Origin of the sequence: Sphaerimonospora sp. CA-214678, assembly GCF_050942215.1 — a bacterium.
Taxonomy (GTDB): domain Bacteria; phylum Actinomycetota; class Actinomycetes; order Streptosporangiales; family Streptosporangiaceae; genus Sphaerimonospora.
The window spans coordinates 3,772,399-3,784,178 of sequence record NZ_CP192056.1; the positions used below are offsets into that span (position 1 = coordinate 3,772,399).

General features: G+C 74.4%; 7 protein-coding genes. 4 read left to right on the forward strand and 3 right to left on the reverse strand.

Annotated features, from left to right (window positions below):
- Nucleotides 1-44: 44 nt before the first annotated feature.
- The 4 genes from ACQP1K_RS16945 to ACQP1K_RS16960 all read left to right on the forward strand — a co-directional run bounded on the left by ACQP1K_RS16945 (nt 45) and on the right by ACQP1K_RS16960 (nt 3,544).
- Nucleotides 45-926, forward strand: coding sequence for a transketolase (locus ACQP1K_RS16945; protein WP_433496683.1), 882 nt, complete (start codon nt 45-47; stop codon nt 924-926).
- Nucleotides 923-1,924 carry a transketolase family protein gene (locus ACQP1K_RS16950; protein WP_433496684.1) on the forward strand — a complete coding sequence of 334 codons (1,002 nt, stop codon included), beginning with the start codon at nt 923-925 and terminating at the stop codon, nt 1,922-1,924. Before ACQP1K_RS16945 ends, ACQP1K_RS16950 begins: the two co-directional genes overlap by 4 nt.
- A gap of 102 nt (nt 1,925-2,026) precedes the next feature.
- Nucleotides 2,027-2,299 carry an acyl carrier protein gene (locus ACQP1K_RS16955; RefSeq protein ID WP_433496685.1) on the forward strand — a complete coding sequence of 91 codons (273 nt, stop codon included), beginning with the start codon at nt 2,027-2,029 and terminating at the stop codon, nt 2,297-2,299.
- Nucleotides 2,300-2,356: 57 nt separating this feature from the next.
- Complete coding sequence (locus tag ACQP1K_RS16960) at nt 2,357-3,544, forward strand: acyltransferase family protein (RefSeq protein WP_433496686.1); 1,188 nt, start codon at nt 2,357-2,359, stop codon at nt 3,542-3,544.
- Nucleotides 3,545-3,628: 84 nt separating this feature from the next.
- Here ACQP1K_RS16960 and ACQP1K_RS16965 read toward each other — a convergent pair whose 3' ends face one another.
- Genes ACQP1K_RS16965 through ACQP1K_RS16975 form a run of 3 tightly spaced genes read right to left on the reverse strand, consistent with a single transcriptional unit; the run spans nt 3,629 to nt 11,525 of the window.
- On the reverse strand, nt 3,629-7,408 hold the full coding sequence (locus ACQP1K_RS16965) for an SDR family NAD(P)-dependent oxidoreductase (protein ID WP_433496687.1): 3,780 nt from the start codon (nt 7,406-7,408) through the stop codon (nt 3,629-3,631).
- Complete coding sequence (locus tag ACQP1K_RS16970; RefSeq protein ID WP_433496688.1) at nt 7,405-8,211, reverse strand: thioesterase II family protein; 807 nt, start codon at nt 8,209-8,211, stop codon at nt 7,405-7,407. The genes ACQP1K_RS16965 and ACQP1K_RS16970 overlap by 4 nt, the downstream gene beginning before the upstream one ends.
- Complete coding sequence (locus ACQP1K_RS16975) at nt 8,208-11,525, reverse strand: non-ribosomal peptide synthetase (protein WP_433496689.1); 3,318 nt, start codon at nt 11,523-11,525, stop codon at nt 8,208-8,210. The genes ACQP1K_RS16970 and ACQP1K_RS16975 overlap by 4 nt, the downstream gene beginning before the upstream one ends.
- Nucleotides 11,526-11,780 lie beyond the last annotated feature (255 nt).

Genomic DNA, 11,780 nt, shown 5'->3' on the forward strand with positions numbered 1-11,780 from the left:
GCCCGGTCCGCGACCCGGATCGACCCCACCGGAAGGAGCCCGACATGGCGGTGGCGACCACCGGCCCGTCGCACCCCCCGCCCCAGCCGCACACGCCCGCCGGCACGGACTCCCCGGCCCGGAAGGACCCTGCCCCCGCGCCGTCCGCCGCCTCGATGGCTCAGCGCATCCGCCAGGATGTGATCCGGATGGCCGGCGGTCCCGAGGGCGCGCACGTCGGCGGCAGCCTGTCCTGCGCCGACCTGGTGGCAGTCCTGTACGCCGAACTGCTGCGCCCCGGCGACTCCTTCGTGCTCAGCAAGGGGCACGCGGCGCCCGCGCTGTACAGCGCGCTGGCCCAGCTCGGCCTGATCCCGGCCGACGAGCTGGACGGCTACGCCCGGCCCGGCAGCCGGCTGTTCGGGCATCCGCCGTACGACCTGCCGGGGGTCGACTTCGCCACCGGCTCGCTCGGCCACGGCCTCGGCCTGTCGGTGGGGCTCGCGCTGGCCGAGCGGCTGAGCGGCGGCGACCGGCACGTTTACACCCTGCTGGGCGACGGCGAGCTGCAGGAGGGCAGCGTCTGGGAGGCCGCCCTGCTGGCGGGGCACCGCGGGCTGCCCGGGCTCGTCGCGGCGGTGGACCGCAACGGGCTGCAGATCACGGGCGCCACCGAGGACTGCGTCGCGCTCGAACCGCTCGACGCCAAGTTCGCCGCCTTCGGCTGGCAGGTGCGCGGCGTCGACGGGCACGACCTGGCCGCGCTGCGCGAGGCCCTGCGGCCGTCACCGTCCGGTCCGGTCGCGGTGATCGCCCGGACGGTGAAGGGCCGGGGGGTGCCGTTCCTGGAGCGACGGGTGGCCGGGCACTACGCCAAGCTCAAGCCGGCTCTGGTCCGCCGGGCCCTGGCGGCGCTCGGCCGGCCCGCGACGGACGGCGCGTCGTGAGCCGCGCACCGGCCGCCGCTGATCCGCCCGGAGCGGCCGCGGGACAGGACGCGCAGGCGGCACTCGGGCCCGACCCGCGCGCCGCCTACCGCGAGGCCCTGCTGGAACTGGCCGCCGCCGACCCCCGGGTGATCTGCCTGGACTCCGACACCGGCGGCCTGGAGAACACCTTCGGCGAGCGGTTCCCCGAGCGTTACGTCAACGTCGGGATCGCCGAGGCCAACCTGATGACGGTGGCGGCCGGGCTGGCCCGGCGCGGCTTCATCCCGTACGTGCACACGATGGCCGCCTTCGCCACCATGCGCGCCGGCGAGTTCCTGAAACTGGACGTGGTCGGCAACCGGCTGCCGGTTCGGGTGGTCGCCACGCACGGCGGCGTTTCCGCCGCGCACTTCGGCACCAGCCACTTCGCCCTGGAGGACCTGGCGGTGGCCCGTGTGCTGGCCGACCTGGCCGTCGTCGTCCCGGGAGACGCGCGCCAGATCGGCGCCGCCGTCGGCCAGGTGCACGAACTGCCCGGTCCCGCCTACCTGCGGCTGGGCCGCTCGGCCACGCCGGCGCCGCCCGGCCCGGTGCCCGGCCTGCTGCTGGGCCGGGTCCGGGTGCTGCGCGAAGGAGCGGACGTGACGCTGGTCGCCGCCGGCCCGCTGCCGCTGCTGTTCGCGCTCGAGGCGGCCGATGTCCTGGCCGGCGACGGGATCGGCGCGCAGGTCCTGGATCTGCACACGCTGCACCCCGTGGACCGGGACGGGCTCCTGGCCGGATGCCGCGGCCGCGCGGGAGTCGTGACCGTCGAGGAGCACCGTCCCCAGGGCGGCCTGGGCGACGCGGTCGCCGAGGTGGTCTCGGCCGAGCTGGCCGTGCCACTGCTCCGGGTGGCCGTACGGGGCCGCCCGGGCACCCGCGTGGCCGACCAGCGGACCGCGCTCGAGGCACACGGCGTGAGCACCGGCGCTGTGGTGGACGCCGCACGAGGGCTTCTCGCGCGGGCCCCCTGAACCGGCGGCCCACGACAGGACAGGCGGACCACCGGGCCCGCTGAACCCAACGACCGACCGGCGCGCCCCGGTGCCGGGTGACCCGATGACGAGGTGATGACGATGGCCGACGCGGCCCGGTTCCAGGACGAGGACCGGATCCGTTATGTGCAGAGCGTTTTCCGACGAGTACTCAAGCTCAAGCAGGAGGCGTCTCCCGACGACGACTTCTTCGCCCTCGGCGGCACCTCGCTGACCGCCATAGAGGTGCTCGACCTGATCGAGGCGGAACAGGGCACGCGCCTGCCCGTACGGAACTTCTACCGGTCCACGGTCATCCGCGAACTGGCCGGGGAGCTCGCCCCGGACACCGCCGAGTCCGCCGGAGGTGCCTGAGCATGCCACCCCTGGCCCGCGTTTCCCGTCACGACATCGGCCGCTGGAGGTAGTCAGATGCAGGAACCCGCACTCGACAGGGCGACGGCGCCGCCGGCACGGGCGGGCCTCGGCCAGAGGTTGCCCTCCCTGACCGGATTGCGTTTCATCGCGGCGTTCATGGTCGTGCTCTGCCACATCGGGATCAACCTGCTGCCGCGGGTCGCCCCGGACCAGATCCCCCTGATCGGGCTCTTTCACGGATTCGGTGCCGTCGGGGTGTCGTTCTTCTTCATCCTGAGCGGATTCGTCCTGACATGGGTCGCCAGGGACACGGACACCAAGATCCGTTTCTGGCGGCGCCGGTTCTTCAAGATCTATCCGAACCATCTGGTGACGTTCGTCGCCGCGTGCCTGCTCGCGGCGACAGCGGGCCATGCCCTGTCGGCACGCGACACGACCACGACGCTGTTCCTGGTGCACTCGTGGATCCCGGACCAGCAGCTCCAGTACAACCTGTGGTCGAACACGCCGACCTGGTCGCTGGCCTGCGAGGTGCTGTTCTACCTGTCCTTCCCCCTACTGCTGCCGCTGGTACGGAAGATCCGGGCGGGGCTGCTGTGGCTGTCGTTCGCCGTGACGTACGCCGCGATCTGGGCCGTTCCCCTCGTGGCGGGCGCGCTGCTGACCACAGGGGAGGTTCAGCCGGGCACCGGCCTGCCCTGGCTGCCCGTGTGGCTCATGACGTTCTTCCCGCCGGCGCGGATGCTGGAGTTCGTGCTGGGCATGGTGGTCGCACAGATCGTCATCAACGGACGGTGGATCCGCCTGCCGCTGCCGGTGGCGATCGTCCTGCCGGTGATCGCGATGCTCGCGCAGGGCGTCGTCCCGCTGCGTTTCGGCTTCGTGGTGGTCACGGCCGTTCCGCTCGCCCTCCTGATCGGAGCGGCCGCCAACGCCGACGTCATCGGCCGCGGCAGCGTGTTCGGCGGGCGGACGATGGTGTTCCTGGGTGAGATCTCCTACGCGCTCTACCTGGTGCACTGGCTGGTCGTGGCCTACGGCTGGATCGGCCGCACCTCCCCGACCTGGGGCGGGGATCCGGCGGCGACCTCGACGTGGCCGATGGTGCTCGTGCTGGCCGGGCTGACGATCGCCGCCAGCCTGGTGCTGGCCTGGCTGCTGTACACGCTGGTGGAACGGCCCGTCATGCGCCGGTGGAGCCGTCCCGCCAGGCCCCGTCAGGACGTACCGGTCACGACCTGACCTTCAGGTGAGAGGACGTGGTCCTCCCGGCCGCCGATTGGGCCGGGAGGACCACGTCGTGTCCGGGGCGGCGCCCGGCCGCGTTCAGCCCGCGATGCCGGCCGCCAGCGTCCGCACCGTCGGCGACTCGTAGATCGAGCCCACGCCGACCCGCCGGCCGAGACGCTCGCTGAGCGCCTCCGAGAGCTGCACCGCACGCACCGAGTCCAGCCCCAGGCCGAAGAACGAGTCCTCCCTGCCGATCCTGGAGACTCCGAGCACGTCCGCCACGACGCCGGCCACCGTCTCCTCCAGCCGGCCCTCCGGCGCCGCGTAGCCGGCGCTGTCGGCGCCGAGGACGGCCAGCACCGCCGCGGGGTCGGGGGCGCCGCCGCCGTCGCGCTCGATCCGCGACGTCACCGCCACCCGCGCGAAGACGCCCTGGCCGGCGAGCCTGGCCGCCACCGCGGCCCGCACCCGCAGCGGATCCTCACCGGGCTCGGGCACCACCGCCACCGCGATCGTGCCGCCGCGCAGTTGGTCAGCCGCCAGGAACGGCTTGATCTGCTCATTCGCCGGATCCGCGCCGATCAGCAGGTGCGCCGCCCCCACATGCAGGGCGCGGAGCAGCGCCAGCACGCCCTGCGCCGGATCGATCGGTTTCAGCCCGCGATGCCGGGCGGCCGCGACCAGGGGGCTGCCCTGGTTCATCCCCGGCCCGTCCCACATGCTCCAGGCCAGGCTCTGCGCCCGCCGCCCGGCCGCCGACCAGCGCTGCGCCCAGCCGTCCAGCACCGCGTTCGCCGCGGCGTAGGCCCCGAAGCCGGTGCCGCCGAACATTCCGTTCACGGAGGAGAACACCACGACCGCGGTGCCGGGCCGGGTGGCGAGCAGCCGGTCGACGGCAGCGCAGCCGCCGGCCTTGGGCCGCAGCATCCGGTGCAGCCAGTCCGCTGACTCCGACCGCAGTTCGTGCTCGGACAGCCGTTCCCACTGCGCCGCTACGGGGGCGCCCGCCAGGTGCAGCACCAGGTCGAGCGTACGGCCCCAGCGCGCCTCCGCCCCGGCCACCTCGCGGGCCAGCGCCTCCGGGTCGGCCGCGTCGGCCTGCCGGTACACGACCTCGCCGACCGCGCTCAGGATCTCCAGCTCCCGCCGGGCCTGCGCGTCCAGTGACGCCGCCGGGGTACGCCCGACGATCAGCAGCCGGGCCCCGTGCGCGGTCGCCAGGTGCTCGGCCACGGTCCGCCCCAGACCGCCCAGGCCTCCGGTGAGCAGGCAGACGCCGCCGCGCGGCAGCACGCCGGCGGGCACGTCGAACGCCTCCGGCAGCGGCACGGCGCGCAACCGCTGCCGCAGCGGGACGCCGTCCCGCACGGCGACCACATCGTCGTCATGTCTCCGGCCCGCCAGCACGGATAGCTCGTCCTCCCCGGCGCCGGGCGGGGCGTCGATCAGCGTGCAGCGGGCGACCAGGCGCTCGGCGCGCGCGGTCCGCACCAGAGCGGTCAGCCCGGCCCTGCCGGGGACGACCAGGTCGCCGGGGACGGCACGCGCGGCGCCCCTGGTGAGCACGGTGAGCTCGGCGTCCGGCCGGATCCGGGCCACGGCCGCGGCCACGGCGAGGAACCGCGCCAGGACATCGGCGTCCCCGCCGGGAGGGGCGGTCGCGGGATCGCCGGCGGCCACGAACATCACCTGCGGCACGTGGTCGCCGGCCGTGTCCAGCGCCCGCTCCAGGGACCGGGCGAGTCGCGCGGGGTCGGCGTCGGCCGGAACCCGGGCGTCGGCCACCCGGTCCAGCCAGCTCGCGGCGGGACCGTGCACACAGGCCACCAGCGGACCGGCCGGTCGCGGCCGCAGCGGCGTCCCGGCCCGCTCCCAGCCGACCGAGAGCGCCGCGACGCCGGTCCCGTCCGAGGCCGCGTCCGGGGCTGCGTCATCCGCCTCCCCGCCGTAGCACCGGTCGTCGAACCGGCCGGCGCGCCAGCCTTCGAGCAGCCGCTCACGCTGGACCTTCCCGCCCTGCTGCCTCGGGAACTCCCACTCGGTCACCGGCACCAGGTAGGTCGCGCGCAGGGCCAGGTCGCGGGCCAGTGCCGTGCGGATGGCCGCCACAACGGCGGGCACGTCATCGGTGCCGGGCACGAAGAACACCACCAGGGCGTCGGTGCCGGCGTCCTCGTCGGGCACCCCGGCCACCGCCGAGCAGGCCGGCCGTACACCGGGAACCTGCTCGACCACCGCCTCGATCTCGTGCGCGGGGAAGTTGGCCCCGTTGACGATGACGGTGTTCTTGCGCCGCCCCGTGAGGAACAGCCGGCCGTCCCGGAGGAATCCGAGGTCCCCGGTGTCGAACCAGCCGTCCGCTGTGAAGCTCTCCCGATTGGCCCGCTCGTTGTGGGCGTATCCGTTCAGCACGGTCCGTCCGGACACGTGCAACCGGCCGACCCGGCCCTCCGGCAGCACGTTCCCGTGCGGGTCCACGATGCGCAGCGCCACCCCGGGCACCGGCGCGCCTACCTCGGTCACCACCACGGCGCCGGGGGTGCCGGCCGGCATCTCGCGCAGCGCGCCGTCCAGCGAGGCGGGCTCCAGCGTGATGGTGCCGGCCGCCGGGTCGTCACGGTGCATGCGGGCGTATGTGACGCCCGAGGAGGTCTCCGACATCCCCCAGCAGGGCACCATGGCGTCGGCCGGGAGCCCGTGCGGGGCGAGCAGTTCCAGGAAGCGGCGGGCGGTGCGGGCGACCACGGCCTCACCGGCGTTGCAGATGTTGGTCAGGCTGCTCAGGTCCCAGGAGCCGGCCGCGAGCTCCCCGGCCCGCCGGCACACCAGCGAGAACGCGAAGTTCGGCGCCCACGTGCAGGTGGCCCGGAACCGGTCCGCGCAGTCCAGCCACAGCAGCGGACGGCGGATCACCGACTCGGTCGGCACGTTGACGTGCTCGCAGGTGAGGAACACGTCCCGCAGATTGAACATGATCATGCCGCCGACGTGGTCCAGCGGCATCCAGTTCAGGGAGACCTCGTGCTCGGTGAAACCGTTCGCCGCGATCGCCGCGTAGGTCCTGGCGACGATGGTGCGATGGCGGTGCTGTACGCATTTGGGCGTGCCGGTGCTGCCGGAGGTGAGCAGGTTGACGATCAGCGCCTCGGGGTCCGGGACGTGCCAGTCTGCGGGCTCCGGGTCGAACAGCGTGCCGGCGTCCAGCACGCGCGGCGCCGCACCGCCGGGCAGCCGACCGGCCAGCGAGCGCACCCCGTCGAACGGCCCGGCATCGGCGATCACCGGCGGCCGGTCCAGCAGTTCCCAGGCCGCGACCAGCCTGCGCACGCCCGAGTTGTCGGTGACGTACTCCCGCGCCGGGGCGACCGGGGTCGGCAGGAATCCGCCGAGCACGCAGGCCCACCAGGCGGTGACGAAGGTCCGGTTGCCGGCGCACTGCAGCAGGACGGCGTCGCCGGGGACCAGGCCGTGCCGGCGCAGCCCGCCCAGCATCCTGCGGGCCTCGTCGTACAGTTCCGCGTACGTCTGCCGGTCGGTGCCGCCGTCCGGCAGCACATAGGTGGTGCCGCGGTCCGGGGCCACCCGCGCCGCCCTGGCCAGCGCCTGCGGCAAGGTCGCCACCGCGTCAGCGGGCAGTGCCGGTTCCGGCCCGCGCGTCAGCGCCGGCCGGACGGCCGGGATCTCGGTGCCGGCGGGGAGGTCTCCGGCGTGCCGTCCCGCCGCCGCTCGCCGCGAGCCGCGGGAGCGCAGCTTGCGGTCGTAAACGGCGGCGGCGTCCCGAACGCCCGCCGTGCCCGCCGCGATCCGGGCGACGGCCTCCGGAGAGACCGGCGCCGCTGCGAGCGCGGGAACGGGACCGGTGGTGACCGTGCTCATGCGGGTGTCCTCCCGTCCTGGGCCGCCGGGGCACCGGCGGAAAGCTGCTCGCAGATCCGCCGGGCCGCCGCCGCGGTCGGATCGAGGACGAAGTAGTGACCTCCCTCGACGCTCACGCCGGTGTGGGCGACGCTGGTCTGCTCGGCCCAGCCGGCCATGGTCGTCTCGTCCGCCGGCCCGGAGAGCGCGCGGATCGTGGTGATCGGAACCGGCAGCGGGGGGCGGTGCCGGTGCCGGTAGTTCTCCCAGAGCGCGAACTCGCCGCGCAGCAGCGGCAGCAGGAACTCCTGAAGCTCCGCGTGGCGGGCCACCGCGTCGGGCAATCCGCCGCGCCCGCGTACGGCGGCGAGCAACCGCTCGTCCGGCAGCAGGTGCAGCGGCTCGGCCGGTGGCGCCGCCTGCGGAGCCGGCTGCTCCGCGACGATCAGCCGCCGCGGCCAGGTCCCGAACCTGCCGCCCATCTCGTGCGCGATCTCGAAGGCCAGCAGCCCGCCCGCGCAGTGCCCGTACAACGCGTAGGGCATCGCGGTGTACGGGCGCAGGGCGATGGCGCACGCGGTGACCAGCCGGGCGATATCGGCCGGCGGGGCCTCCCCCGACCGGTCCTCGCGTCCCGGGAGCTGGACCGCCAGGAGCTCCACCCAGGGCGGCAGCAGCGCCGCCATCCGCCGGTACACCGACGCGCCGCCACCGGCGAACGGCAGGCAGATCAGCCGGATCGCGGCGCCGGGCCGGGGCACCCGGCGTACCCAGAGCGAGTCCGTGACGTAGCCGGCCGGTTCGATCTCGGCGACCGCGCTCATCGCGATCTCCCCTCCAGTTCCGCGGCCAGTTCGGCGATCTCGGCGTCGCTGCGCCCCTCCACCAGTTCGAGCGCCTCGGCCAGCGCGTCCTGCTGCGAATCCCGCCTGGACTTCTCCGCGTCGACCAGCGCGGCCAGTCCGGACACCGTGGGGTCGGCGAAGAAGTCGGCGATCGACGGCGCGACCCCGAACACCGCGTTGACCCGGGAGGACAGCTGAATGGCCTGCAGGCTGGTGCCGCCGGCGGCGAAGAAGTTCACGTCGTTGCCGATCCGGACGCCCAGCAGCGGGGCGAACACCTCCGCGCGCATGACGCGCTCGGTGGGCGTGCTGTTCTCCTCGTCGGCGTCGGTGAGCTCGTCGACCGCGAACTCGACGGCGGGCAGCCGGCGCCGGTCGATCTTGCCGCTCGGGGTGAGCGGGACGGCCTCGATCGGCACCAGCACCGATGGCACCATCGCGGCCGGGAGCCGCCCGGCCACCGCGGAGCGTACGGAGTCGAGCTGCAGTTCTCCGGGGCGCTCGGGCACCACGTACGCGATCAGCATGACGCCGGTCCTCGGATCGGTGACCACGGCGGCCACCGCCTGGGCGACATCGTCGACGGCCTGCAGCGCGGCCTCCACCTCGCCCAGCTCGATCCGCACACCGCGGACCTTCACCTGCCGGTCGGCCCGGCCGACGAAGCACAGGTCACCCGCGTCGTCCCAGACCGCCAGGTCGCCGGTGAGATAGCGGCGCGACCCGGGCGGCCCGTCCGGGTCGGGCCGGAACCGGTCGGCGGTCAGGTCGGGCCGGCCCAGGTAGCCGCGTGCCACGCCGAGCCCGGCGACGGCGAGCTCGCCGATCGCGCCGGGCGGCAGCGCGCCCGCCCCGGCCGCGTCCACGACGTAGGCGCGATGGTTGGCCATCGCCCGGCCGATGGGAGGCGACGAGGTCCACTCGCCCTCGCATCGCTTGGCCACCACGGTCACCGTGGTCTCGGTCGGGCCGTAGCCGTTCCAGAACGCGCATCCGCGTGCCCACCGGGTGGTCAGCTCGCCGGTGAACGCCTCACCGCCCACGAACGCCACCCGCAGGTCGGGATACCGCTCGGGGGCGAGCAGTTCCATGACGGCCGGCGGCAGGTCGATCACGGTGATGCGCTGCTCGCGCAGTACGGCGTCGAGCTCGTCGATCGACCGCCGCTGGTCCTCGCTCATCACGTAAAGCAGGGCGCCGCTGAGCAGCGTGCCGAAGATCTCGAACACCGAGACGTCGAAGCCGGGTGAGGCGAAGTGCAGGACGCGGTCCCGCCGGCCGAGGTCGAACATCTCCCGCACGGTGCGCACGAAGTTGGTCACGTTGCGGTGCTCGACCACCACGCCCTTGGGCCTGCCGGTCGACCCGGAGGTGTAGATCACATACGCGGCGGACGCGGGCGGGACCACGGCGGGGACACGGCCCGGCACGCCGGGCGGCCCGTCCTCCGGCCCGTCCTGCGGTCCGGGGCCGACGACCACCCGCTGCGGCAGCGGCACCCGCTCGGCGGTGGCCGGGGAGACCACGACGGTCTTCGCCTCGGTGTCCCGCAGGATCATCGCCAGCCGCTCGTCGGGCTGACCGATGTCCAGCGGAACGTAGGCGGCTCCGGCCCGCAGCACGCCGAGCGCGGCGGCGATCAGCGCCGGGCCGCGTTCCATCACCACCGGCACGAGATCGCCGAGCCCGACACCGGCGGCCACCAGCCGGTCGGCGATGCGCCGCGACCAGGCGTCCAGCGCGCCGTAGCTCAGGCTGCCGTCCTGCCAGACCAGCGCCGTGTGGCCGGGGGCCGCGGCTGCGACCTCCGCGAACAGCTCGTGCAGCGGCGCGGCGACCGGCTCGCCGATCGGCGCGTTCCACCGGTCGAGCACGTCGGCGAGCTCCTGCGGGGTGCCCAGCGAGGCATCGCCCAGCGGCGACTCCGGCCGCGCGCAGAGATCGCCCAGGGTCCGCAGGTAGCGATCCAGCAGGCGGGCGGCGGTGGCCCGGTTGTAGAGGGCGGCGGCGAACCGCACCGCCACGACGGGCCGCTCGCCGCCGCCGACCTCGACGGCCAGCTCGAACGCCCCGGCACCGGCGTCGACCTGCTCGCACCCGATCCGCACCCCGTCCGCGTCGACCGGCTCGGCCGGCTCGCCGGTGCCGATGAAGCCGATCTGCACCAGGGGCAGCCGTCCGGCGTCCGGTTCCACCCCGAGCGCGTCCAGGATCAGTTTGAACGGCAGGGCCGCGTGCCCGGCGCCGGCCAGCCGGGCTGCGCGCACCCGGGCGACCACGGCGGCGAAGCCGTCCGCCTCGTCCAGCTCGACCCGCAGCGGCATCAGATTGCCGCAGTCGCCGACCAGCCGGTCCACGTCGAACGGGCCGGGGACGTCGACCGGCAGCCCGATCGTCAGGTCGCCCCGGGCGGTGTGCCTGGCGACCACCACGAGCAGGGCGGCCAGCAGGACGTCGTCCCGGTCGGCGTGCGCCGCCCCGGCGAGGGAGTCCGCTGCCGCGACCAGTTCTGGCGGCATCGGCGCGGAGACCACGTCGCTGCTCAGGTCGAGCAGCCGCGGGCGGCGGGCGTCGGTGGGCAGCTCGGTGGCCTCCCATCCGGCCAGGGCGCCGCGCCAGTATTCCGTGGCCTCGCGTGCGGCGTCCTGCCCGCACCAGTCCCGCTGCCAGCCCGCGTAGGCGCCGTAGTCGACCGCCTCCTGCGGCCACTGCGGGGCCGCGCCCGCCGCCCTGGCCCGGTACGCGAAGGCCAGATCACGCTGGAGCACCCGCGCGGAGCGCGGGTCCAGCACGATGTAGTGGCCGACCAGGACCAGCAGGTGCCGGTCGGGGGCGGCGCGCAGCAGCCGGAACCGGGCCACCGGGCCCGTGCCGAGCCGCAGGCCGCGGCGCAGTTCCTCCTGCACCACCTCGTCGGCGCGCGTACGCAGCCGCCCGTCGGGGACGTCCTCCACCGGCAGCCGTACCTCCGGCACATGCTGCACCTGCTGGACGCCGCGCGGATCCTCGTCGGGGAAGGTCGAGCGCAGCACCGTGTGGCGCCGCAGCAGGTCCGTCAGCGCCGCGCGCAGCGTGTCGGGTTCGAGCCGGCCCTCGATCGGGAAGACGAAGCCGAGCCCGTACGCCAGGCTGCTGGGGGCGAGCCGGTCGAACAGCCAGAGCTGTTCCTGCCGGTATGACAGCGGCGCGGATCGGACCCCGGAGGAGACGCCCGCCAGCCGGGCCAGCAACTCGTCCCTGCGCTCCCCTGGGAGCCGGCGCAGCCGGCGAAGCAACTCGCTCTGGTGACCCATGCGACGGTCCTCCCGGTAGGCAACTCACTACGGTCAGATACAGTCTTCGCGCAAAGTGCAGATAAATACAGCCTTAAGCGAACAGACGTCCCGAAGTCAACACACTATTTAAATCGACCACGAAACAGTACGCGGACAGACGACCGTCGACTCGATGAACACTGCAGGGGTGACCCGGCGATCGGCCGGTCTCCGGCGCACGGGCGACCGGCCGGCCGCGGGAACCTCCTTCGCGCCGGCGCCACGCCCCACCGG